Source organism: Miniphocaeibacter sp. (genome assembly GCF_049276255.1).
Classification (GTDB): Bacteria; Bacillota; Clostridia; order Tissierellales; family Peptoniphilaceae; genus Miniphocaeibacter.
Window position 1 is genome coordinate 33,891 of record NZ_JBASWB010000045.1, and the last position, 22,745, is coordinate 56,635.

The 22,745-nt window shown below is 29.3% G+C and carries 24 protein-coding genes, 2 pseudogenes and 1 riboswitch; of the genes and pseudogenes, 21 read left to right on the top strand and 5 right to left on the bottom strand.

Annotated elements, in window-relative coordinates; all coding sequences use genetic code 11:
- The first annotated feature begins 95 nt into the window (after positions 1-95).
- Together WAO56_RS04455 and WAO56_RS04460 are read left to right on the top strand one after the other, a co-directional pair.
- Positions 96-1,402, top strand: a pseudogene (locus tag WAO56_RS04455) (TrkH family potassium uptake protein).
- Positions 1,403-1,410: 8 nt separating this feature from the next.
- The gene (locus WAO56_RS04460; RefSeq protein WP_422145065.1) at positions 1,411-1,929 is read left to right on the top strand and encodes an adenine phosphoribosyltransferase; all 519 of its coding nucleotides are present in this window, start codon (positions 1,411-1,413) and stop codon (positions 1,927-1,929) included.
- A 49-nt stretch (positions 1,930-1,978) separates the two neighbouring features.
- Here the strand turns inward: WAO56_RS04460 and WAO56_RS04465 are convergent, their stop codons facing one another.
- Entirely contained in the window at positions 1,979-3,424 is a 1,446-nt protein-coding gene (locus WAO56_RS04465) for a nicotinate phosphoribosyltransferase (protein WP_422145066.1), read from the bottom strand.
- 210 nt (positions 3,425-3,634) lie between these two features.
- Between WAO56_RS04465 and WAO56_RS04470 the strand changes: the two are divergent.
- The 9 genes and pseudogenes from WAO56_RS04470 to metK form a co-directional block, all read left to right on the top strand.
- Positions 3,635-3,967: pseudogene (locus WAO56_RS04470) on the top strand (cation transporter); the annotation flags it as partial.
- 138 nt (positions 3,968-4,105) lie between these two features.
- On the top strand, positions 4,106-5,935 hold the full coding sequence (locus WAO56_RS04475; protein WP_422145141.1) for a copper-translocating P-type ATPase: 1,830 nt from the start codon (positions 4,106-4,108) through the stop codon (positions 5,933-5,935).
- A 12-nt stretch (positions 5,936-5,947) separates the two neighbouring features.
- The gene (locus WAO56_RS04480) at positions 5,948-6,151 is read left to right on the top strand and encodes a heavy-metal-associated domain-containing protein (RefSeq protein WP_422145067.1); all 204 of its coding nucleotides are present in this window, start codon (positions 5,948-5,950) and stop codon (positions 6,149-6,151) included.
- Positions 6,151-6,420 carry a metal-sensing transcriptional repressor gene (locus tag WAO56_RS04485; protein WP_422145068.1) on the top strand — a complete coding sequence of 90 codons (270 nt, stop codon included), beginning with the start codon at positions 6,151-6,153 and terminating at the stop codon, positions 6,418-6,420. The genes WAO56_RS04480 and WAO56_RS04485 overlap by 1 nt, the downstream gene beginning before the upstream one ends.
- Positions 6,421-6,528: 108 nt before the next feature.
- On the top strand, positions 6,529-7,008 hold the full coding sequence (locus WAO56_RS04490; protein ID WP_422145069.1) for a CarD family transcriptional regulator: 480 nt from the start codon (positions 6,529-6,531) through the stop codon (positions 7,006-7,008).
- 33 nt (positions 7,009-7,041) lie between these two features.
- Positions 7,042-8,142, top strand: a complete 1,101-nt coding sequence (locus WAO56_RS04495; RefSeq protein ID WP_422145070.1) for a PIN/TRAM domain-containing protein — start codon at positions 7,042-7,044, stop codon at positions 8,140-8,142.
- A gap of 87 nt (positions 8,143-8,229) precedes the next feature.
- Entirely contained in the window at positions 8,230-8,934 is a 705-nt protein-coding gene (gene ispD / locus WAO56_RS04500; RefSeq protein ID WP_422145071.1) for a 2-C-methyl-D-erythritol 4-phosphate cytidylyltransferase, read from the top strand.
- Entirely contained in the window at positions 8,912-9,391 is a 480-nt protein-coding gene (gene ispF, locus WAO56_RS04505) for a 2-C-methyl-D-erythritol 2,4-cyclodiphosphate synthase (protein ID WP_422145072.1), read from the top strand. The genes ispD and ispF overlap by 23 nt, the downstream gene beginning before the upstream one ends.
- 38 nt (positions 9,392-9,429) lie before the next feature.
- A riboswitch (SAM riboswitch) is annotated at positions 9,430-9,523 on the top strand.
- A gap of 169 nt (positions 9,524-9,692) precedes the next feature.
- Positions 9,693-10,874, top strand: coding sequence for a methionine adenosyltransferase (gene metK / locus WAO56_RS04510; RefSeq protein WP_422145073.1), 1,182 nt, complete (start codon positions 9,693-9,695; stop codon positions 10,872-10,874).
- A gap of 27 nt (positions 10,875-10,901) precedes the next feature.
- On the opposite strand, the gene WAO56_RS04515 is transcribed toward metK, so the two are convergent.
- A complete protein-coding gene (locus tag WAO56_RS04515) occupies positions 10,902-11,117 on the bottom strand; it encodes a (2Fe-2S)-binding protein (RefSeq protein WP_422145074.1) in 216 nt (71 codons plus the stop codon).
- 294 nt (positions 11,118-11,411) lie between these two features.
- Here WAO56_RS04515 and WAO56_RS04520 point away from each other — a divergent pair, with 294 nt between their 5' ends.
- The 4 genes from WAO56_RS04520 to WAO56_RS04535 all read left to right on the top strand — a co-directional run bounded on the left by WAO56_RS04520 (position 11,412) and on the right by WAO56_RS04535 (position 14,999).
- Positions 11,412-12,473, top strand: a complete 1,062-nt coding sequence (locus WAO56_RS04520) for a rod shape-determining protein (protein ID WP_422145075.1) — start codon at positions 11,412-11,414, stop codon at positions 12,471-12,473.
- 91 nt (positions 12,474-12,564) lie between these two features.
- The gene (locus WAO56_RS04525) at positions 12,565-13,110 is read left to right on the top strand and encodes a rubrerythrin family protein (protein WP_422145076.1); all 546 of its coding nucleotides are present in this window, start codon (positions 12,565-12,567) and stop codon (positions 13,108-13,110) included.
- A 62-nt stretch (positions 13,111-13,172) separates the two neighbouring features.
- Positions 13,173-13,433, top strand: a complete 261-nt coding sequence (locus WAO56_RS04530) for an HPr family phosphocarrier protein (RefSeq protein ID WP_422145077.1) — start codon at positions 13,173-13,175, stop codon at positions 13,431-13,433.
- A 219-nt stretch (positions 13,434-13,652) separates the two neighbouring features.
- Positions 13,653-14,999 (top strand): cell wall-binding repeat-containing protein, encoded by a 1,347-nt coding sequence (locus WAO56_RS04535; protein WP_422145078.1) that lies wholly within the window; start codon positions 13,653-13,655, stop codon positions 14,997-14,999.
- Between the two features lie 151 nt (positions 15,000-15,150).
- Here the strand turns inward: WAO56_RS04535 and WAO56_RS04540 are convergent, their stop codons facing one another.
- Entirely contained in the window at positions 15,151-15,534 is a 384-nt protein-coding gene (locus tag WAO56_RS04540) for a DUF1989 domain-containing protein (protein WP_422145142.1), read from the bottom strand.
- 394 nt (positions 15,535-15,928) lie between these two features.
- On the opposite strand from WAO56_RS04540, the gene WAO56_RS04545 reads away from it, so the two are divergent.
- The 4 genes from WAO56_RS04545 (at position 15,929) to WAO56_RS04560 (ending at position 19,239) form a co-directional block, all read left to right on the top strand.
- Positions 15,929-16,129 carry a cold-shock protein gene (locus tag WAO56_RS04545; protein WP_422145079.1) on the top strand — a complete coding sequence of 67 codons (201 nt, stop codon included), beginning with the start codon at positions 15,929-15,931 and terminating at the stop codon, positions 16,127-16,129.
- 222 nt (positions 16,130-16,351) lie between these two features.
- Positions 16,352-17,508, top strand: a protein-coding gene (locus WAO56_RS04550) for an IS3 family transposase (RefSeq protein ID WP_422145080.1) whose coding sequence is annotated in 2 segments (ribosomal slippage) — positions 16,352-16,610 and positions 16,610-17,508 — 1,158 coding nt in all. Because the reading frame shifts where the segments join, the coding sequence is not laid out codon by codon here.
- 455 nt (positions 17,509-17,963) lie between these two features.
- Positions 17,964-18,944, top strand: a complete 981-nt coding sequence (locus WAO56_RS04555; protein WP_422145081.1) for a hypothetical protein — start codon at positions 17,964-17,966, stop codon at positions 18,942-18,944.
- Between the two features lie 13 nt (positions 18,945-18,957).
- A complete protein-coding gene (locus WAO56_RS04560) occupies positions 18,958-19,239 on the top strand; it encodes a hypothetical protein (RefSeq protein ID WP_422145082.1) in 282 nt (93 codons plus the stop codon).
- Positions 19,240-19,511: 272 nt separating this feature from the next.
- Here WAO56_RS04560 and WAO56_RS04565 read toward each other — a convergent pair whose 3' ends face one another.
- Together WAO56_RS04565 and ychF are read right to left on the bottom strand one after the other, a co-directional pair.
- Positions 19,512-19,688 (bottom strand): hypothetical protein, encoded by a 177-nt coding sequence (locus WAO56_RS04565; RefSeq protein ID WP_422145083.1) that lies wholly within the window; start codon positions 19,686-19,688, stop codon positions 19,512-19,514.
- 226 nt (positions 19,689-19,914) lie between these two features.
- Positions 19,915-21,006: a redox-regulated ATPase YchF gene (ychF, locus tag WAO56_RS04570; RefSeq protein ID WP_422145084.1), complete on the bottom strand. Its 1,092-nt coding sequence runs from the start codon at positions 21,004-21,006 to the stop codon at positions 19,915-19,917.
- 123 nt (positions 21,007-21,129) lie between these two features.
- On the opposite strand from ychF, the gene WAO56_RS04575 reads away from it, so the two are divergent.
- Positions 21,130-22,065 carry a hypothetical protein gene (locus WAO56_RS04575; protein WP_422145085.1) on the top strand — a complete coding sequence of 312 codons (936 nt, stop codon included), beginning with the start codon at positions 21,130-21,132 and terminating at the stop codon, positions 22,063-22,065.
- An 8-nt stretch (positions 22,066-22,073) separates the two neighbouring features.
- Positions 22,074-22,685 carry a nucleotidyltransferase family protein gene (locus WAO56_RS04580; RefSeq protein ID WP_422145086.1) on the top strand — a complete coding sequence of 204 codons (612 nt, stop codon included), beginning with the start codon at positions 22,074-22,076 and terminating at the stop codon, positions 22,683-22,685.
- Positions 22,686-22,745: the final 60 nt, after the last annotated feature.

Consider the following 22,745-nt stretch of genomic DNA (forward strand, 5'->3'; position numbering starts at 1 on the left):
TTGAAGGTATTTTAATGGCATTACCATTAATTGTTAGTATAATCTTCAAAGAAGAGTTAAATTATCAGTTAGCTTATTTTATTCCTATGATAGTAATGATAATATTAGGAACTATTTTATCTAAAAAATGCAAAAAAACAGATAGGTTTTATACAAAGGAAGGAATTGTAATTGCAGCCTTAGGCTGGCTAATAGTTTCTATTTTAGGAGCTGTTCCCTTGTTTTTGTCTGGCGATATACCAAATTTTATAGATGCATTTTTTGAGTCGGTAAGTGGTTTTACTACAACTGGTTCAAGTATTATTACGAATTTAGATGTAATTTCCAAATCCAACTTATTTTGGAGATCTTTTTCCCACCTAATTGGTGGTATGGGAATTTTGGTATTTGCTCTAGCTATACTTCCTAGAGAAAACAGTCAGTCGTCATTAATTATGAAGGCAGAAGTACCAGGTCCAATATTTGGTAAGGTAGTTGCAAAAGCTAGAGATAGTGCAAGGGTACTGTATATTATTTATTTTGCAATGACCTTTGTCCTGGTTATTTTGCTGTTATTAGGTGGAGTAAAGTTTTTGACTCCCTGCTATATGCCTTTGGAACAGCTGGAACTGGTGGATTTGGTATTTCAAATGCAGGAATAGCCCAGTATAATAGTGCATATATAGAAATGGTTTTATCTATAGGAATGATAGTATTTGGAGTAAATTTTAATATCTATCATCTTATTATTGTAGGTTCAGTAAGAGAAGCTTTAGATAATGAGGAATTAAAATGGTATTTAGGTATTATTGGTTGCTCTATTATGTTAATTTTCTTAAACATATATGAAAATTATGATACAATATTTGAGGCCCTAAGAAATATTTTATTTACAGTTTCTTCAACAATTACTACTACAGGGTTTACAATAGTTGATTATGATAAGTGGCCTTTATTTTCAAAAATAATAATTTTATTTTTAACCTTTATTGGAGGATGTGCAGGTTCAACAGCAGGAGGATTAAAAATTTTCAGAGTAGTTGTTTACATAAAATCAAGTTTTGCACAATTTGCAAAATCTGCAAATCCAAATAGGGTTAAATTAGTTAGAATTAACAAAAGAAGACTTAGTGATGATGCTAAAGAAAATATTTTAAATTACTTAGCTGTGTATATATTGGTTTTTTTAATTATTTTATTTATTGTAAGTTTATCTTTTGATGATTTTTTAACATCATTTAGTGCCGTTGCAACTACTTTTAATAATGTAGGACCAGGTTTGGGAAAAGTAGGACCAACATTGAATTTTGCTAATGTTAGTTATTTTAATAAATTTGTTTTATCAATGAGTATGTTAGCAGGAAGACTTGAAATAATACCAATTCTAGTGTTGTTTTCACCTAGAACTTGGAAAAAAATATAGGGGGATTTATGAATATATCCGATAAAATCAGAGTAATAGAAGATTTTCCTAGAAAGGGAATTAGTTTTAAAGATATTACAACATTAATAAAGGATGGAGAAGCTTTTAAATATGTTGTTAATACTATGGCAGATAATTTAAGGGATAAAAATATAAAATACATTGCTGCACCGGAAGCAAGAGGTTTTATTTTAGGCTCTGCAGTTGCATATGCCTTAGGTATTGGTTTTATTCCAATAAGAAAACCTGGAAAACTACCAGGAGAAACAATTAGCTTTGAATATGATTTAGAGTATGGGAAAGATGAATTAGTAATGCATTCAGATGCTATAGATATAGGGGAGAGAGTTGCAATAGTAGATGATTTACTAGCTACTGGAGGAACAGCTAATGCACTGGCTAAAATAGTTGAAAAAGCTGGTGGAATAGTAGTGGGAATGGAGTTTTTAATAGAACTAGAAGACTTAAAAGGTAGAGAAATAAATAGTGAATACGATATTAAGGCTCTTGTTAAATATAATAGTTAAATTAAAAAGCATTTAGATTTTAAGTTGTAAATCTAAATGCTTTTTATAATTATCTATTTTGTAGTAAAGTATTTTTTAAATTCCATAGTTTTAAAGATAGGTCAACAATATATAGATGAGGATAGTCAAACCTTTTAATTTCATCCCAAAATGAATTTAGTTCCGATTTCCTATAATTGGAAATCTCATCTAATTTTGGTAGATTATAAACTAATTTTCCATTTTTAAAAATAGGAAGCAGTAATTTTTTCACTGAAAAGTTTTCAATGGTTTTTCTTTTCCAAGTATGAACTGGATGGAAAATCTCCAAAGGTTTACTTGTATCAATTTCCTCGTCAAATAAACAAATTAAATCAGCCTCAGCTTTTTTTGTTACATTATCATAAAGTCTATATATTTGTTTAAATCCTGGAGTAGTAATTTTTTCTACGTTTTCACTGATTTTAATTTTAGGTATAATTTCGTTATTTTTTTCAATTGCAACTAATTTATATACACCACCAAAAACAGGACTGGATTTAGATGTAATAAGTCTTTCGCCAACACCAAAGGAGTCTACCTTTGCTCCTTGATTAATTAAGGCTTTAATTTTAAACTCATCTAAAGAACTAGATGCAACTATTTGGCAATCCTCGTAACCTGCTTCGTCAAGCATAATTCTTGCTTGTTTTGAAAGATAGGCAATATCACCACTATCTAGACGTATTCCCTTAGGTCTTTTTCCTAAAGGTTTCAAAACTTCATCAAAGACCTTTATAGCATTGGGAACTCCTTCTTTTAGAGTATTATATGTATCTACTAATAGGGTTGTGTCATCAGGGAAAGTTTCAGCATATGCTTTAAAGGCCTCATATTCATTTTCAAACATCATTACCCAGGAGTGAGCCATTGTACCTAAAGCAGGAACGCCAAATATTTTATCAGTTAAGGTATTTGAACTACCATTAACACCACCAATATAGGCTGCTCTAGCACCAAGTGTAGCAGCATCTGCACCTTGTGCTCTTCTAGCACCAAACTCCATTACAGATCTTCCGTTTGCCGCTCTAACGATTCTATTGGCTTTAGTAGCTATTAAAGTTTGATGATTTATACATAATAAAGCCATTGTTTCTATTAGTTGAGCTTGTACAGCCGGTGCTCTAACTGTTACTAAAGGTTCATTTGGGAAAGCAATAGAACCTTCAGGCATTGCCCAAATATCTCCTTCAAATTTAAAATCTTTTAGGTAGTCTATAAATTTTTGAGAAAAAATATTTTTGTTTTTAAAATATTCAATGTCTTCATTTGAGAACTTTAGATTTTCAATATAGCTAATTAATTGCTCTAGTCCTGCTAATATTACAAAACCACCATTATCTGGAACGTCTCTAAAATATAAATCAAAATATGTAATAGTATCTTCTTTATTTTTTTCTAAGTATCCATTAGCCATAGTAAATTCATAAAAATCGGCTAACATTGCAAGATTGTATTCATCTTTCCAGTTTATCAAAATTACTCCTCCTTCAGAAGTTATATTTACAAGTATATACACTATGATTATAAAGGATTTTGTAAAAATATGAAAGAAGACATATTTGTATTGACAACAATTATCAATGGATTTATAATTATAATATACCCATAGGGGGTATATTATATAGGAGGTCTTATGAGAAGTATAAATATAAAAATCAATGGAATGACTTGACAATCATGCTCCTCTAGGGTAGAGAAGGTATTGTCAAAAATTAAAGGTGTATCAAACATTAACGTTAATTCCGTTACCGGAATAGGAACTATGAATATAGATGAAGATGTTAATGTAAAGGATATTATAGAAAAAATAGAATCCATAGGCTTTGAAGTTCCGGATGAAACCATAAAATTAAATATAGAGGGAATGACCTGTGAAGCATGTTCAAAAAGAATAGAGAAGGTTTTGTCGAAGCTTCCAATAGAAGAAGCTGTTATTAACTCTTTACAAAATATGGGTACAGTAAGATTTAAAAATGGTTTTGTAACTGAGGACGAAATAATAAAGGCTGTGGAAAAAGCAGGCTTTAAAGCTAAAGTTATAAGTGAAGATGATAATATTGTAAGTAATGATGAAAAAGAATTGAAGGAATTAAAAAGGGATTTAATTATTTCTGCAATATTTACAATTCCTTTATTCTCTGCAATGTTTTTCCATATGGCAGGAATTCATATAATTTTAAATGAAGGATGGTTCCAATTTATTCTTGCAACACCGGTACAATTTTTTATTGGTGGAAGATTTTATAAGGCTGCCTATAATTCCTTAAGAGGTGGCGGAGCCAATATGGATGTACTTATAACAATGGGAACTTCAGCTGCTTACTTTTATTCTGTTTATCATGTAATAATTGGTTCTTCAGAACTTTATTTTGAGTCAAGTGCTGTAATTATTACATTGATTTTATTAGGTAAATATTTTGAAAAAAGAGCTAAAACCAGAACAACAGATGCAATTAATAAATTACTTGAATTACAGGCAAAAACCGCCGTTGTTGAGAGAAATGGAGAGGAAATAGAAATACCTGTAGAAGAGGTTGTAATAGATGATATTATATTAGTAAAACCAGGTGAAAAAATACCAGTTGATGGAACAATAGTTTTCGGTAATACAAATATAGATGAATCTATGATTACTGGGGAGTCTATCCCTGTTGAAAAAACAGTTGATGATGAAGTAATTGGTGCAACAATAAATAAAAATGGTTTTATAAAATTCAAGGCTACTAAAATTGGTAAAGATACAATGCTAGCACAAATTATAAAATTAGTAGAGGATGCTCAAGGGCATAAAGCTCCTGTACAAAGGCTGGCAGATAAAATATCCGGTATATTTGTTCCTTCAGTTATAGTAATAGCCCTAATTACCTTTATATTGACATACTTTACAAAGGGTAGTTTTGATAATGCTATTATGAATGCAGTAGCAGTCTTAGTTATAGCTTGTCCATGTTCTTTAGGACTAGCAACACCTACGGCAATTATGGTTGGAACAGGAAAAGGTGCTGAATTAGGAATTTTAATAAAATCTGGCGAATATTTGGAAAAAGCTTATGAAATGAATGCAATAGTATTTGATAAAACAGGTACTATAACAGAAGGAAAACCTTCAGTAGTCGAAATAAAAAATTATAATATAGTTTCAGAAAATAAATTGATTTCAATAGCAGCATCATTAGAAAAAATAAGTGAACATCCATTAGGAGAAGCTGTAGTAAAATATTCAATAGACAATAATTATAATATAGAAGAAGTAACAGACTTTAATTCAATTACAGGAAAGGGAATTGAAGGTAAAATCGACAATAAAAAATATTATATTGGAAGTAAAAAGCTTTTAAATGAAAAAAATATTATATATGATGAAGAAGATATTAATAATTTCCAAGAAAAAGGTCAAACTCCCTTGTTAATATCTGACGAAAAAAATCTTTTAGGTATTATTTCAGTTGCAGATGAAGTAAAACCTACATCGAAAGAAGCAATAGATGAGCTTGGAGAAATGGGTGTAGACGTTTATATGATTACTGGGGACAGTAAAAGAACAGCTAATGCAATTGGAAAAAATATTGGAATTAAAAATATATTAGCAGAGGTTTTACCAAACGAAAAGGCTGAAAAAGTAAAAGAAATTAAGAAAGAAGGAAAAATCGTTGGTATGGTAGGAGATGGCATAAACGACGCTCCTGCATTAGTTGAAAGTGATATAGGATTTGCTATAGGAACAGGCACGGATATTGCCATAGAAGCATCTGATATTACAATAATAAATGGTGATTTACGTTCAGTAGTAACTAGTATAAAATTAAGTAAAAGAACTATGAGAACTATAAAACAAAACTTGTTCTGGGCGTTTTTCTACAACGCAATAGGAATACCAATAGCAGCTCTTGGATTTTTAGACCCAATGATAGCTGGAGCAGCAATGGCATTTAGTTCTGTTTCTGTAGTTTCAAATTCATTAAGACTTAAAAATTTTAAAAAATAAAAGGAGAAAATAATGAAAAAATTAATAGTAAGAGGAATGACTTGTTCCCATTGTGAAAAATCTGTAAAAGAAGCTTTAGGAAGTTTAGAAGGAGTTAAAAGTGTAGATGTAGATTTAAACACTAAGGTTGTTGTAGTAGAAGGAGACAACCTAGAAGATGCTGTATTAAAAGATGCAGTAGAAGATATAGGTTTTGATGTAGATAGTATAGAATAATGAAAGAAGGAAAGAAAAAGGCCTTAAAAAAGCTAAGAATAGTTAGGGGACAAATGGATGGAGTAATTAAAATGTTGGAAGAGGACCGATACTGTGTCGATATTTCAACCCAATTACTTGCAATAATCGGTCAAATAAGAAAGGCTAACACCGATGTTCTAGCAGATCATTTAAAAACCTGTGTTACAGATGCAATAAAAAATGATGAAAACGACCGGGATGAAAAAATAAATGAAATAGTAAATATAATAGATAAATATGTAAAGTAAGACTTAGGTCTTACTTTTTTACTTGACAATGTTTTGAGTTGTGATATAATTTAAATTTTGTTTACCATTTTTAAAATATGTTATATAATGATATTGTGAGGTGAAGTTATGTTTGATATAGGTGATAAGATAGTTTACCCTATGCATGGAGCAGGTGTAATTATAGAAAAGGAAAAAAAAGATATTTTAGGTACTGAAAAAGAATATTTTATACTAAAAATGCCAGTTGGAGATATGAAGATTTCAGTTCCAATAGATAAAATAAATGAAGTTGGTATTAGAAATATTGTAGACAATGATGTTGTTGAAGATATTTTTAAAATACTATCAGAAGAGCAAGGAGAAATTGTATCTAATTGGAATCAAAGATACAAGGATAATCTTGAAAAATTAAGAACTGGTAATTTATATGAGATATCAAAAGTTTTCCGTGACCTGTATATATTAGATAGTGAAAAAGGATTATCTATGGCTGAAAAGAAAATATTGAACACTTCAAAAAAAATGTTAATTTCAGAAATCTCCGTTGTTGAAGACGAATTAGCCTCCGAAGTAGAATTTAAGATTTTAAACTCTATTAAAATATAATAATATTATTATATTTAATAAGGAGGTGAGAAGATGGCGAAAAAAGTGTTTAATGTTTTTATGATTTTATTAGGTGGGATTTGTGGTTTTACAATTGTTTACTTATTAGACAAGGTACAGTTATTAACTAGCTTTGAAGGAACTGTTAAAACTATAATTTATATTGCTGGTATTATTCTATTTTCTATTATTTTTTATTTGATTTTTCCTAAAATCATAAAAGGAATCGACAAATCAACAAAAAATGTTGAATCAGAAATTGCAAAATTACCTATTAGTGAGGTTTTACTTGGTGTAGTAGGGATGATAATTGGACTTATAGTTGCACTATTGGTTTCTTATCCATTACTGCAGTTAGAACTACCCTATGTAGGTAACATTCCAATGGTAATATTGTCTATAATCATATTTATTTCCCTAGGTTATTTAGGCTTAAGACTTGGACGAACTAATAAAAGTGATTTAAATAATATTTTTCAAAAGGTTAAAGCACCTAAAGAAAAAGCCAGTAAAAAGGCAACAAATGATTCAATAAAAATACTTGATACTTCTGTAATAATTGATGGTAGAATAAAAGACATTATTGAAGCTGGATTTATAGAGGGAAAAATTATAGTTCCTATTTTTGTTCTTGAAGAATTACAACATATAGCAGATTCTGACAATGACCTAAGAAGACAAAAAGGTAGAAGAGGACTTGATATTTTGAAGATGATTCAAAATATTACAGCTACAGATGTTGAAATATCTCAAAAAAGATACCCTGATATAGAAGAGGTTGATTCGAAAATATTACAGTTAGCTAAGGAATTTAAAGGAAAGGTAATTACAAATGATTATAATTTAAATAAGGTAGCAACAGTTAGAGATATTGAAGTTTTAAATATTAATGAATTAGCAAATGCTATGAAACCAATAGTAATACCAGGGGAACAAATGACAGTTACAATTTTAAAAGATGGTAAAGAGGCAAATCAAGGCTTAGCTTATTTAGATGATGGAACTATGGTTGTAATTGAAGACGGGAAAAACTATATAGGAAAGACTGTTGAAACAACAGTTACTTCAGTTTTACAAACAGCAGCAGGAAAAATGATATTTGTAAGAATTAATTTTAATAATGGAAAAATGTAGTTATATATAACTGCATTTTTTTATTGGAAAGATTTTATATATGATATAATTTTTAATATGGATAGTTTGAATGAGAACATTAAAAAAATGAAAATTTCAGCTATTATAACAGCTGCTGGAAGTGGTTCTAGAATGGCTTCTAAGATACCTAAACAATTTTTAAAGATTAATGGAGTTCCAATAATAGAAAGAACTATAAGAAAGTTTTTTAGTATAGATATTATTGATGAAATAATAGTCATTGTAAGAAAAGAAGAATTGGATTTTTATAATAAATTAACAAAAAAGTATAATAAAAAAATAAAAATTGCCATAGGAGGAAATACAAGAGAAAAATCCACGTATAATGGATTATTAAAAACTGATGCCAACAGTGATATTATTATTTGTCATGATGGTGTACGTCCTTTCGTAACAAAAGAAATAATATTAGAAGCTATTAGAAATATGAAAGATTATAATGCTGTAATAGTAGGAGTACCTGTAAAGGATACAATAAAAAGCATAAGAGAAGACAAAACAATAGCTTTTACACCAGTAAGAAAATATTTATACCAGGCTCAGACTCCACAAGTATTTAAAAGACAGGTTATATTAGATGCCTATAATAAGTGTTTTACTGAGGATATTCAAGTTACTGATGATTCATCTTTAATGGAAATTATAGGTGAGAAAGTAAAAATAATAGATGGAAGTTATTCGAATATAAAAATTACTACAAAAGAGGATTTGGTATTTGGGGAAATTATAGCGAAATCGGAGGACGAACTTGAGAATAGGAATAGGTTATGATGTTCATAAATTAGTGGAAAATAGAAAGCTTATATTAGGTGGAATAGAAATAGATTACCATTTAGGGCTACTAGGTCATTCAGATGCAGATGTTTGTATACATGCAATAATGGATGCTATACTAGGGGCTTTAGCTTTGGGAGATATTGGGAAATTATTTCCCGATAACGATATGAAGTATAAGGATATTGATTCAAAAATACTTCTTAGGAAAGTATATGATTTAATGGTGGAAAAAGGATATAAAATAGGAAATATAGATACTGTTATAGCAGCTCAACAGCCTAAACTATCGCCATATATTGATAATATGAGAAAAACTATAGCAGAAATATTAAATACGGAAATAAATAATATTTCTATAAAAGCAACAACAACGGAAAAGTTGGGATTTGAAGGTAGGGAAGAGGGGATTTCAACATATTCAGTTGTCTTGCTAGATAAAATAGTTGACTAAAGATTTTTTTAGTGATAGCATATAAGAAAATATAATATACCTTATTGAGAGTGGTGGAGGGACTGGCCCTAAGAAACCCAGCAACCTATTTAATTAGGTGCTAAATCCTGCAGATTGTCTGAAAAATAAGTTTATCAGCCTTGCTTTTCGGCAAGGTTTTTTTATGATTTATGATAATAATGATTATTAATTATAAAAACAAATATAAATATAATAGACTTAATTTTCAAACTAAATATATAAAAAGTAAAGTATATAGTATTAATAAAATAGTGTTTAGGTAAATATAAGAGGAGGAAAAATGAAGAGAAGATTATTTACATCAGAATCAGTTACAGAAGGACATCCAGATAAAATTTGTGACCAAATTTCTGATGCTATATTAGATGAAATAATAAAAGAAGACAAGGATGCTAGGGTTGCTTGTGAGTGTGCAACTACTACAGGAACGGTTTTTGTTATGGGAGAAATAACAACATCTTCATATGTCGATATTCAAAAAATAGTTAGAGAAACAGTAAGGGAAATTGGCTATGATAGGGGAAAATACGGCTTTGATTGTGATACTTGTGCTGTTCTTACCTCAATTAATGAACAATCTAAGGATATTGCTTTAGGAGTAGACGCTTCCTTAGAATATAAAGAAGGAGACAATGACATATATGACGAAATAGGAGCAGGAGACCAAGGAATGGTATTTGGTTATGCATGTAATGAAACAGAGGAATATATGCCCTTACCAATTAGTCTTGCTCATAAGTTAACAAGAAAATTAACAGAATTAAGGAAATCCAAAACATTAAAGTATTTAAGACCTGATGGAAAATCTCAAGTAACAGTTGAATATATAGACGACAAGCCTGTAAGAGTAGATGCTATAGTAGTTTCAACACAGCATGATCCAAATGTAACAACAGAGCAATTAAGGGAAGACATAAAAAATAAATTGATTTTAAAAGTTATTCCTGCAGAATTAATGGATGAAAATACAAGAATATTTATTAATCCAACTGGTAGATTTGAAATAGGTGGACCAATGGGAGATTCCGGATTAACAGGCAGAAAGATTATTGTTGATACCTATGGCGGTTTTGCAAGACATGGAGGGGGAGCATTTTCTGGAAAAGATCCTACAAAAGTAGATCGTTCAGGAGCTTACATGGCAAGATATATTGCTAAAAATCTTGTTGCTGCAGGACTTGCAGATAAAGCTGAAGTTGGAATATCCTATGCAATAGGAGTTGCAAAACCAGTGTCAATATATGTAGATACTTTTGGTACAGGAAAAATTAGCGAAGAAAGATTAGCTGAAATTGTCGATGAATATTTTGATACTAGACCTGCTGCAATTATTGATATTTTAGATTTAAGAAGACCGATTTATAAACAAACAGCAGCATATGGACATTTTGGAAGAGATGATTTGGACTTGTCTTGGGAAAAATTAGATAAAGTTGAAGAATTGAAAAAAGAATTAAAATAAGGAAAAATAAGTAGGTGTAACACCTACTTATTTTTTTTCCCAATATTCATCAATTAGTTCTTGAATTGGCTCTGTACAATTTTTGCCTTTACAGTAGCCAGAACCAGCACCTGTTTTTTTACGAACGGCTTCAATATCATCAAAACCATTTTCAATAGCATGTTTAATTTTATATTTCGATATGGATTTACAAGTGCAAACCTTAGTTAATTTATCCATTATTATATTTTCTTTATTATCCATAAAATCTCCTAAATTATTTTTATAAATAATATATTAGCATAATTATAATATATTAAAAAGATAAATAGTAGATTTAATAATTAGAAAGAATTTATAAATTTATTTTACTAGCTAATTTAATCGCTCCTGTATTTTAAACAAATAGGCTATAATAGATTATAGTTTAATATTAATAGGAGAATAAATAAATTATAGACCTTATTAAAATATTCCCATTTATATTTTCATAAAGAATAGTCAGAAATGGCTTATTTATGTTATATTATTTAATAGATATAGAGAGGAAGAAATATAATGGCTAATTTAAGAAAAAGCATAGCAATAGATTTAGGAACAGCTTCAGTATTGGTGTATATGCGTGGCAAAGGTGTTATTATTAATGAGCCTTCAGTAGTAGCTATGGATAGTTATACTGGGAAAGTCCTTTCAGTAGGAAAGGAAGCTAAGAAAATGCTAGGCAGGACACCAGGAAATATTATTGCAACAAGACCAATGAAAGATGGTGTTATTGCAGATTTTAATACAACTGAAAAAATGTTGTCATATTTTATTGAGAAAGCTTTAGGTAAATCATTTATAAAACCAAATGTTGTAATATGCGTTCCAAGTGAAATTACTCAAGTTCAAAGAAGAGCAGTAATACAAGCTAGTAAATTCGCAGGGGCCTATAAAACATATTTAATAGAAGAACCTTTAGCTGCAGCAATAGGAGCCGGAGTAGATATTGGAGATGCTGGCGGTAATATGATTATAGATATAGGTGGAGGAACTACAGATGTAGCTGTAATTGCTTTAGGTGGTATTATAATTAATAGATCAATTCCAGTTGCAGGAGATGAGTGTGATAAAGCTATATCTGATTATATTAAGAAAAAATATAATATGATTATTGGGGAGAGAACAGCAGAGGATATAAAAATAAATATAGCTGCTGCAAACTTAAGAGATGATAATGACCTTTTTGAAGTAAGGGGAAGAAATTTAATTAATGGTTTGCCTATGCATGTTTTTGTAACAGCGTCAGATATATCGGAAGCCCTTGAAAAACCTTTAACTCAAATTGTAGACACAGTTCATAGCGTTCTTGAACAAACACCACCAGAACTTGCAGCTGATTTATTTGAAAGAGGTGCAATAATGACAGGTGGTAGTAGTTTAATTGCTGGACTAGATAAGAAAATTCAAGAAAAAATAGGAATAAAGGTTCAAGTGGCAGAGGGACCAGTAACAGCTGTTGTTAGAGGAACAGGAAAGGCTTTAAACTGGATAGATAAATTAGATTCTAGTGAAATGGGAGAAGAAAGTAGCAGAAAAAAAGCAATAGAAGAAAGAATGAAGAATAATTTTAATTATTAACTGTAATGAGTTCAAAAATATATTCATACCATAGACTCAGTTTTAAAAATATGTTATTATAGTTAATGTATAAACAAGGGGGGTAATTTTTATGAAAGATATGACACAAGCAAATTTACGTTCAGCTTATGGTGGGGAATCACAAGCTAGAAACAGATATGATATTTGGGGAGAATGTGCAGGAAAAGACGGTTTTCCTAATGTAGAAAGACTTTTTCATTGTACAGCTGATGCAGAAAAAATACATGCAGGTTTACATTTTAAAGCAATGAAAGATGTAAAAGGTGACTTTTTAGTTGCTAGTATGGCTGGTTTTGGAATAGGAACAACTTCTGAAAACTTAGAAGCTGCTAGAGGTGGAGAAATTTTTGAATATACTGAAATGTATCCAGCATATATAGCAGTAGCAGAAATGCAAGAAGAAAAAGAAGCTGTTAGAGCAATGAGATTTGCAATTGAAGCTGAAAAAGTTCACGCTGTATTATTTGGTAAAGCTAAAGAAGCAGTTGACCAAGCAAAGGACTTAGATGCAGAAAAGATTTTATTATGTCCAGTATGTGGATTTATAAGCATAACTGGTGAAGAAGAAAAATGTCCAATTTGTGGGGCGTTATCTTCAAAATTTGTAGCGTATTAATATTAAATAATTGGGATGCTTGAAAGAGCATTCCAATTTAAAATATTTGGAGGTTAATTTTCATGGTAGAGGAAAAGGTTATTATAGTAAACGACGAAGGGTTACATGCTAGACCAGCAGCTAGATACTTACAAGAAGCAATAAAATATCAATGTGATATAACTTTAATAAAAGATAATGTTGAGTATGACGGAAAAAGTATACTATCAATCCTTAGTATGGGAGCATTTAAAGGTTCGGAAATCGTTATTAGATGTAATGGTGATGATGAAAAAGCTGCATTAGAGAATTTAAAAGATTTTATAGAAAATGAATTACATTAATACATATTATTAAAAAATTACATATTTGAATTAGACAAAATTTTATTCAGAAAGATAGTTTTGTCTATTTTTGGTGTATAAAATTATTTTTATAAGATATTTTAGTTAATAAGAGAGTTAGACTCTCTATTTTTTTTGCTTAAATAATATAAACATATTTAATTTAAACTTTCTAATTATTATGTTATAGTAAATATATATAAAATATGGAGGTTATATATGAATAGTTTAGTGAAAAAAATTAGCTCAATATTAATAGTGGGAATTTTAAATTTTTTAGTATTAATAAATGTATCTGAAGCATCATCAAACTTACATTTATCTGGAAAAGATAGATACGACACTAATATAAAAATAATAGATGAAGCTGTAAAATTAGGAGCGAAAACAGGTACGGTGGTAATTGTAAGTGGGAAGGATTATCCAGATGCCTTAAGTGCAGGCAATATTGCATATAGGGAAAAGTTTCCATTAATACTAGAAGATAGTTCTTTAGAACAAAAAGTAGCCAAGTATAATCCAACAAATGTAATAGTAGTAGGTGGTAAAAATACAGTAGTTAAAGATAGTTCTTTGGAACAAAGACTTAAAGGAAAATATGGGTTTAAAAGACTTGCTGGAGCAGATAGATATAAAACAAGTGATGCAGTAATAAACTATATTGAAGGTTTAAGTAGTATAGCAAAATACGATAAAGTAGGAGTAAGAGGTAATGATTTCCCAGATGCCTTATCTGCAATACCCCTTGCAAGTAAAAGCGGAAGTTTGTTAAGACTATCTAATAATTCAAATAATCAATTTTATATAACAGTAGGTGGCAGAGTACCTGGTAAAATAGTTGCAAGTAGCCTTGGAGATACAGGAAGAAATATATCAGGAAGAGATAGGTACGGAACAAGTCAAAAAGTAGTAGAAGTATTTAAAACAGATAAACTATTAGTAGTAAAAGGAAATGATTATCCAGATGCATTAGCAGCGTCTACATTAGCTGGAGTATTAAATGCAAATATCTTACTAGTAAATACAAATGGTTTAACAAATGAGGATATAAGATTAATAAATGCAGCAAATGATGTAATTTATATAGGTGGCGGAGTACCAATCTATAATCCAAATGGAGCAACGGCAACAGAGCCGACAGAACCTGAATCCGAAGCTCAAGTAGGATCAACTGAAGAAAAAATAGAACAATATAGGAAAGAAGTTTTTAGATTAGTCAATATAGAGAGAAAAAAGGTTGGTTTAGCAAATTTTGAATGGAGAGAGGATTTTTCAAAAGGTATGCAAGTAAGAGCGGAAGAATTGTCAAGAGAATTCTCACATTCAAGACCAGATGGCTCTAGCATATTTACAGCATTTGAAGGGTTAGATTTCTATTCCTTAGGTGAAAATATTGCAGTAGGCCAAGGAACACCACAAGCGGTAGTTGATGCCTGGATGAATTCAGAGGGGCATAAGGCGAATATCTTACATCCCTACGCAGAAGGTATGAATGTAGGTTATTATCATACATCAAATATTCCTAATGGACATTATTGGGCTCTGGTTATAATTGTAAACAATTAATATAAAAAACTTAGGTTTAAAAGCCTAAGTTTTTGTGTTTCATAAAGGTATTATAAAATAAATAAGACGGATTTTTAGTCTAAAAAATTATATTTTTAATAGAAAAATTAATTTATATAAAAAGATTTCACAAAGTCTTTTAAAAGGAAATTCAACTTTGGACTATTACTTTTATTGGTGTACATTTCTTATTATTACAATCACTTTCAGAAACGTTACAAGCTGCAATTTCTAAAGACATATTCATTTTTGCCTCTAAAATTATTTTACTACCAGCTTTTGATAGGGGAGGATTAACGGTTATACTGCCATCGTTGTTAATTTTTGTATGCATAAATAGATTTACAGGATGAATAATAGGCCTTATTTCTTTTAAGCTATTATTTATATTATCAAGACAATTTGGATGTACTTTTCCATTTTTATAAAAAAAATCATACATTTCTATAGAGCAACAAGGATGTAGTAGGTCGTATTCTCCAACATCATCATATATAATTTTAAACATTGGACGATAAAGATTTGAATAGATTATATCTTAAATACTAAGTCTTAAAGATTCATTACAATCAATAGAAACCCCTGTTGATAAAAATTCATTTGAATTTTCTGAGCATTCTGCAAAAAAATCAACTACCTGACCATCCTCAATATCCATAATGGTTATCTTTGATTTTTTAATATATTGATACCTTTTCCACTACAAGCATTTATTATGAATTCATGTTTCATTTTCCTCCATAGGCTAATTAGTAAGGAAGATTATATTATAAAAAAAAGAAATTTTTATTTTATATATTGTTATTGTTTTAAGTATTAGTATGTGTTATACTTAAATAGTAATTTTTATTAAATCTAATATTGAGTGTATTTAAATACCCCTTTATAAGTTTATGATTATTGCAATATTTTAAAAGGAGGTATTTTTTATGAACACAGGTACAGTTAAATGGTTTAATTCTGAAAAAGGTTTTGGGTTTATAACTCAAGACAATGGTGAAGATGTTTTTGCACATTTTTCACAAATTCAAGGAGACGGTTTCAAAACATTAGACGAAGGTCAACAAGTTACTTTCGATACTGAAGAGTCAACTCGTGGATTACAAGCAACTAATATTAACAAAATATAGGTTAGCATGTAAGAGTAAACTATAATATTAAAAGAGGTAGGATAAAATCCACCTCTTTTTTTTTATGGCTAAACCAAGCTATAGTTTAGCACCTATTTGTTGTCAAATCGCTTTATACGACGTTTTAGATGGGAATAGCTTATTTGTTGGATAGGCTACACTAAATAGGACAGTTTAATACCAAACATGATAAAATCTAAATAAAAAACAAGGAGTGAAATCATGAATGGTAAAAGTAAGAGATACGATGATAAATTTAAAGAACAAATAGCGAAAATCTATAATCAAGGAAACCATACCTATCGTAGTTTAAGTGAAGAATATGGGGTTTCAACAGCAGCTTTAAGAAGTTGGGTAACAAGATATAATCAATCCAAATCATTTGATATAAAGGAGAATAGAACAGAGGAAGAAAAAGCATTAATCAAACTTCAAAAAGAAAATCAACAACTAAGAATGGAAAATGATATTTTATACCCTGAAGGGCACACGAAGCAAGCTGCACTACTACTAGGCAAAAAGTAGAATTAATAATTTCAAATAGAGATAAATACAGTATTAGTGCTATGTGTAAGTTTTTAAATATACATAGATCTATAGTCTATTATCATATTAATAGAATAATAGTTAATAATCCTAATTCTAAATTAACAGAAACAATAAAAGTAATATTTAGAAATAGTAGAAATAACTATGGCTCTAGAAAAATAAAGAAGGAGCTACAAAAATTAGGTTATCAAGTTTCTAGACGTAAAATTTCTAGAATTATGAAAGAAAATGCTTTAATTTCCAATTATACAGTCGCCCAATTTAGAGTACATAGTAATAAATATAATGAATCAAAAACAAAAAATATAATTGATAGAAAATTTGACAAAAGAGATAATCTAGAAGTAGTAGTAAGTGATTTAACATATGTAAGAGTAGGTAAATCTTGGAATTATATATGTTTATTAATAGATTTATATAATAGAGAAATCATTGGATATTCATCAGGGAAAAATAAGGATTCAAAGTTAATAGAAAAGGCCTTATTAAATTGTAAATATTCACTGAAAAAAATAAAACTTTTTCATTCAGATAGAGGTAATGAGTATGATAATAAATTAATAGATGAAATATTGGAAACATTTGAAATAGAGCGTTCCCTTAGTAGAAAAGGAAATCCTTACGATAATGCAGTAAGTGAAGCCACAAACAAAATATTGAAGACAGAATTTATTTATCAAAATAATTTTGAAAATTTAGAACAATTACAAGATGAGTTGCAAGAGTATATAAGTTGGTATAATAACGAGAGAATTCATAGTTCAATAGGATATATAAGTCCTATTGAATACAGGAGATTAAACAATAACTCAAAGTTTTGTTTGGTATAAATTTGTACTAAAAAGGGTTGCCATTCCATAGTTATGGTTTTAGCTATTGTTTTTATGATTTGCCTATTTATCTTTACCACATATAAAATTATAAGGATTAATAATAAGAAGGCCATAAAATCAAAAATTTTGATAGGTGTTTACTCAATCTTTTGGATTGTTTATCTTTATTTTTTATTAACTATTCCTCAATTTGCATTGGGAGGAATAGCTGCCATTTTTTATTTTATTATTGAATCTGTTATTAATTTGTTTAGATAAAATACCAGAAGCTAAAACAATTCTAAATAAATAAGATTGACAAGGTGGATTAATTTCCACCTATTTTTAATAATCAACTAACAATATTGTAATGTTTTTGTTAGTCAAAATTAATATTCGACAAGGATAGAAATGTTATACTTAACATGCTTAAGCAAGGAAGAAATATTAAATAGAATAGAGAGGAAAGTATTATGAAAAAGAAAAATATATTTAAGAAAGTTACAGCATATATATTGTTACTTGTTATGACTGTTACTAGTTTAAATGTAGGATCGATAAGTTTTGCAAGCGAAGAAAATGCCGGTGATGATTTAATAGGATTAAATCATATTGATGGAGAAAGTATAGAGTTGGAAGACGGTAGAATTGTAACGGCAGAAGAGCTGGAAGAACTTTTTTCCATGGTAGATATAGAAGATGTGGTTGAAGAAGAATTAACCGTAGAAGATGTGGAAATAATAAAAGACATTACAGATGAAATCGATTCCGCTGATTTGTATGACATTATACAATTATCAAAGGAAACTGATATAATAGATGAGCATGTAGATATAGAAGATATTACTATAGAAGATATAGAAGAAGTTAAAGATTTTATAAATGTTGTTGAAACAGATGAATTAACTGATATCATAAATAATATAGATGAAACGTTCGAAGAGGATATACTAGAAGATGGATTAGGAGATTACACTGTAACATTAAGTGATATGTCTGTAGCTGTACCTAGTGCATTAAAAGCCTTGTTTGCATTTATAGCCGGTATAAAGTATGTAATACCTTATGTAGGTCCAGTATTAGTCATAAGTGGTGGGGCTTATTTAGTATATAAAAATAGGAAACAAATAGTAAAAGTGGGTTCCTCAATTTGGAATTCAACAGTTAACTTTTTAAAGCCTAAAGCTAATTCGGTAAAAGAAAAATATGAATATGATGTTGCAAAAAGAAATGGTTCTCCAACAAAAAAACATAGTGTACACAAGGGGAGTAGTCTGCCAGTTAACGGAAAACCACGTTCTTCAAGAGATTTGCGAGATAGCAAAGGACTGAAACAAAGAAGATATTATGATGAAAGAGGTAGGGCGGATGTTGATATTGATTATAGACATGCTGGCAAGATGAAATTTCCACACAGACATACTTGGAAAGATGGTAAGAGATCTGGACATTAAAAGGGAGAAATTTATGGGGAAGTATACATTTGAAGACTTAAAGAAAGATTTATCAATTAACCGTGAAGTCGAGATAAATTATAAAGGTGTAAAATTTGCCATAGTAAATGATAAAAGTAAGCATAACTATTCATGGTTTTTTATTGTGGAGTCCGAGATGACTATATCATCTTTGATTTGTAGCTTTGAAGATAATAGTAGATTACAAGAATTTATTGATAATTTGACTATAGACAATATTCCATTAAAAAATATAATAGATAGTGAACAATATGAAGATTATACTATATTTTAGTAAAATTGAAATCAACTACGACATATGTTGACACCTTTTTCCTTTCTAAGTCGATTATACGGCGATTTTAAAAGGAATGGCTTGAAATAGCCAAGTGCGAAGTAGAATGGAGAAGTGAGGAGTAAAGTTAGGTAGAGTTAGGTAACAAAACAGGAGGATTTATTTATCCTCCTAGTATTTTTTCCTATTAATATGTATTATGCTGTTATCTAATCCATTTATGCTGTAGCTATCCGTTATTTTTGATAAATACCTTTCAAATACATCATCATCTAATTTATTATTTTTTCTATAATGAGATAAAATTCATCAATCATATTTTCATAATCCTTTTCAAGCATGGATGAAACTTTAAAATCCTTTTTATTGTTTTCAATAAGTAAATTTACAACTTCTTTAATTCTGGATGCTTCATTGAATACTAATCTTTCTATATCTAAATCTTTCAAAATATATACCTCGCTAGAAGAACTAACGTTCGATAAATAAATTATAACAGATGTTTGAAGTTAAATCTAATAAACATAATCGTGTGCACAGCGTGTGCAATGCGTGTGCAACGGGAAGGGAAAAATATGTATAAAAGCATATATTAAGGTGTAAACAAGTACAAATAAAATAAAAGAAAAAGGCTAAATATCAACCTTTGTTGATATCTAGCCTTTTATAAATTTCTTACACATTAAATCGGAAGTGGACTACATCTCCATCTTGCATTATATAGTCTTTTCCTTCTAGTCTTACTAGTCCTTTTTCTCTTGCTGCATTCATACTTCCTAATTCAACTAAATCATCATAGCTAACAATTTCAGCCCTAATAAATCCTCTTGAAATATCGGTATGGATTTTTCCGGCAGCATCAACAGCTTTTGTTCCTTTTTTTATTGTCCAGGCCCTAGTCTCTTGTTCACCTGTAGTTAAAAAGCTCATTAGTCCAAGTAATGAATAACTAGCTTTTATTAATGTATTTACTCCAGATTCTTCTAATCCCATAGCTTCAATAAATTCTTTTTTCTCATCATCTTCAAGTTCTGAAATTTCTTGTTCAATTTGTGCAGAAATAGCAACTACTTCAGCATTTTCTGTTGCGGCAAATTCTTTGATTTGTTTTACAAATTCATTTGAATCAGCATCGGCAACTTCTTCTTCGGAAACATTAGCAACATATATTATTGGTTTATCACTTAATAGGTTAAAACTTTTTAAAAGTTTTTTCTCGTCGTCATTTAAATCTAAAACCCTTGCAGATTTTCCTTCTTCTAATACTGTTAATAATTTTTCCAATAAATTTACTTCTTCTTGTAAATCCTTATTTCCCTTTAATGCTCTTCTAGATTTATCCAGTCTTTTTTCTACCATTTCCATATCGGAAAAAATAAGCTCTAAATTAATTGTTTCTATATCTCTTAATGGGTCAATATTTCCATCTACATGGACAATATTCTCATCTTGGAAACATCTTAATACTTCTACTATTGCATCAACTTCTCTTATATTAGCAAGGAATTTATTTCCCAGTCCTTCGCCTTTGCTAGCACCTTTTACAAGTCCTGCTATGTCATAGAATTCTATATTTGCAGGCAAAAGTTTTTTAGAACCACTAATTGCAGATAATTTTGCAAGTCTTTCATCAGGAACATTTACTATTCCAATATTTGGATCTATTGTACAAAACGGATAATTAGCAGATTCTGCTCCTGCTTTAGTTATTGCGTTAAATAGAGTACTTTTACCTACATTTGGTAAACCTACAATACCTAATTTCATTTAATCACTCTTTCTTAATATTGTTATTACAAAACCCTTATAAATTCTACCATAGGGGATATTTATTGTAAATAATTATAATAACTTATGGTAGAATAAATACTAGATGTGGAGGAGTAGTCAATGCAAAAAATTGGTGGAATTATTGTTGTAGGAAATGAAAACGATTCTGGTAGGTCAATTGATCCATTGTCTGTTATAGGTTCAATATCGGTAATTAAAAGAGAAGTTCTAACTTTTCAACAGGCCGAGGTGTATCCTAAAATAATAGTGCTAGGTAAAGAAAATTATGATTTAGAACGTCATTTATGGGATTATGATGTAATATTTTTACATAATAAAGATAATGTTCAGCCTACAATGATAAATTTAGTTAAAATTGGTTTAGAGTATTTATATGACAAAGTCGATAGGGTATTAATTACTCCTGTTTCTGTACCTATGTTTAAATTTAAAACTCTGCTGGAATTAATTAATACAGAAGGTGATATTGTTTCACCTTCATTTAAAAGAAAAAGTGGACATCCTATTTTATTGGATAGGAATATATTTGATATTTTTCTTAACTCTAATCTAACTATGAGGGAAACTGTAAGAAGTCTACAAAATAGAAGAAGATTTTTAAATGTTAAGGATGAAGGAATTATACATAGTATTGATGAAATGGAGTCGGTTTCAGAACTATTAGCAATACATAATACTCAAATTTTACATCCCTTTCTTAGAATTAATATTGAGAAGGAAGTTTTATTTTTTGATTCAAGAACTAAGTTGTTATTTCAATTAATAAATGAAGTTGGATCTGTTAAACAAGCTTGTAACCACATGGCATTATCCTATAGTAAAGCATGGAATATGATAAAGGTAGTTGAAGAAGCTCTAGGGTTTGAAGTTGTAAAAAGACGTCATGGTGGTAAACAAGGTGGAAATAGTATTTTAACTGAAAAAGGAAAGGATTATTTAGATAAATATATGGAATTTGATAGAGAAGTAAGACGTTTTGCCAATAGGAAATTTAATGAAATTTTTGTTGGTAATGAAAAATTGGAAAATAAATAAGGAGCTTTATGAAAAAAATATATAAGGGCTTAATTTTAGCAGCAGGACTTTCTTCTAGAATGGGAGAAAACAAATTGTTAATGGACTTAAAAGGAAAACCATTGATTTTTCATACTATAGATAATATGTTTAATGGTGGTATTGATGAAATTATAATAGTATTAGGAAACAAGGCTGAAGAAATTAAAAAAATTACAGAAAAACACTATGGTAAAAAAATAAGATTTATATTAAATGAGAATTATAAAAATTTGGAAATGATAGATTCAATAAAGGAAGGACTTAGAAATTTAGGGGATTGTTATGGAGTATTTTTAATTCCAGGAGATATGCCAGCTATTGGGGAAAATAGTTATAAAACAATTATTGAAAAAGACAATGGGGGAAATTTAGTGGTTTTTCCCCTATATAAACAATATAGGAAACATCCTCCTCTTATAAAGAGCAAATGTATACCTTTAATTTTAAATTATAAGGGAGAAAATGGTCTTAGAGGTTTCTGGAATGAGATAGAAAATAAAATTCAAACTGTACAAGTCGATGATGAAGGTGCAAATATAGATGTTGATACAAAAGAGGATTTAAATAGATTATTAGACTATTTAACAATGTTGGAATAGTAATAATTTGCAAATATTATGATATAATTACATTGATAATTAAAAAACAGAGAGGTAATT

What these genes read in the sequence shown, in the direction of transcription:
- ychF (WP_422145084.1), bottom strand. Translation starts at nt 21,006, where the DNA reads ATGAAATTAGGTATTGTAGGTTTACCAAATGTAGGTAAAAGTACTCTA.
- metK (WP_422145073.1), top strand. Translation starts at nt 9,693, where the DNA reads ATGAAGAGAAGATTATTTACATCAGAATCAGTTACAGAAGGACATCCA.
- WAO56_RS04520 (WP_422145075.1), top strand. Translation starts at nt 11,412, where the DNA reads ATGGCTAATTTAAGAAAAAGCATAGCAATAGATTTAGGAACAGCTTCA.
- WAO56_RS04485 (WP_422145068.1), top strand. Translation starts at nt 6,151, where the DNA reads ATGAAAGAAGGAAAGAAAAAGGCCTTAAAAAAGCTAAGAATAGTTAGG.
- WAO56_RS04530 (WP_422145077.1), top strand. Translation starts at nt 13,173, where the DNA reads ATGGTAGAGGAAAAGGTTATTATAGTAAACGACGAAGGGTTACATGCT.
- WAO56_RS04535 (WP_422145078.1), top strand. Translation starts at nt 13,653, where the DNA reads ATGAATAGTTTAGTGAAAAAAATTAGCTCAATATTAATAGTGGGAATT.
- WAO56_RS04495 (WP_422145070.1), top strand. Translation starts at nt 7,042, where the DNA reads ATGGCGAAAAAAGTGTTTAATGTTTTTATGATTTTATTAGGTGGGATT.
- WAO56_RS04525 (WP_422145076.1), top strand. Translation starts at nt 12,565, where the DNA reads ATGAAAGATATGACACAAGCAAATTTACGTTCAGCTTATGGTGGGGAA.
- ispD (WP_422145071.1), top strand. Translation starts at nt 8,230, where the DNA reads ATGAAAATTTCAGCTATTATAACAGCTGCTGGAAGTGGTTCTAGAATG.
- WAO56_RS04515 (WP_422145074.1), bottom strand. Translation starts at nt 11,117, where the DNA reads ATGGATAATAAAGAAAATATAATAATGGATAAATTAACTAAGGTTTGC.
- WAO56_RS04480 (WP_422145067.1), top strand. Translation starts at nt 5,948, where the DNA reads ATGAAAAAATTAATAGTAAGAGGAATGACTTGTTCCCATTGTGAAAAA.
- WAO56_RS04555 (WP_422145081.1), top strand. Translation starts at nt 17,964, where the DNA reads ATGAAAAAGAAAAATATATTTAAGAAAGTTACAGCATATATATTGTTA.
- WAO56_RS04545 (WP_422145079.1), top strand. Translation starts at nt 15,929, where the DNA reads ATGAACACAGGTACAGTTAAATGGTTTAATTCTGAAAAAGGTTTTGGG.
- WAO56_RS04460 (WP_422145065.1), top strand. Translation starts at nt 1,411, where the DNA reads ATGAATATATCCGATAAAATCAGAGTAATAGAAGATTTTCCTAGAAAG.
- WAO56_RS04560 (WP_422145082.1), top strand. Translation starts at nt 18,958, where the DNA reads ATGGGGAAGTATACATTTGAAGACTTAAAGAAAGATTTATCAATTAAC.
- WAO56_RS04475 (WP_422145141.1), top strand. Translation starts at nt 4,106, where the DNA reads ATGGCAGGAATTCATATAATTTTAAATGAAGGATGGTTCCAATTTATT.
- WAO56_RS04580 (WP_422145086.1), top strand. Translation starts at nt 22,074, where the DNA reads ATGAAAAAAATATATAAGGGCTTAATTTTAGCAGCAGGACTTTCTTCT.
- WAO56_RS04575 (WP_422145085.1), top strand. Translation starts at nt 21,130, where the DNA reads ATGCAAAAAATTGGTGGAATTATTGTTGTAGGAAATGAAAACGATTCT.
- WAO56_RS04490 (WP_422145069.1), top strand. Translation starts at nt 6,529, where the DNA reads ATGTTTGATATAGGTGATAAGATAGTTTACCCTATGCATGGAGCAGGT.